The following is a 231-nucleotide window of genomic DNA, read 5'->3' as shown; positions in this document are numbered from 1 at the left end:
ATTCAGGTAAAGATACTGTTCCATTACGAACAGTGGGTTTCCCCATTCGGAAATCTCCGGATCAAAGCTTACTTACAGCTCCCCGAAGCATATCGGTGTTAGTCCCGTCCTTCATCGGCTCCTAGTGCCAAGGCATCCACCGTGCGCCCTTTCTAACTTAACCTATATGACAATCAAATTGTCAGGTTTCTCTTTTTAATAAAAGAGAGAAAAACTAAAATGGCGATACTC

At 43.3% G+C, this 231-nt stretch carries 1 rRNA gene; it reads right to left on the bottom strand.

Annotated features, from left to right (window positions below):
- Positions 1–163, bottom strand: a 23S ribosomal RNA gene (locus M3182_RS26010); the annotation flags it as partial.
- Between the last annotated feature and the right edge of the window lie 68 nt (positions 164–231).

Origin of the sequence: Mesobacillus maritimus (assembly GCF_023715205.1) — a bacterium.
GTDB classification, from domain to species: Bacteria; Bacillota; Bacilli; order Bacillales; family Cytobacillaceae; genus Mesobacillus_B; species Mesobacillus_B maritimus_C.
Note: the sequence above shows the minus strand (reverse complement) of the source record. Positions and strands in the feature narration are given on the sequence as shown.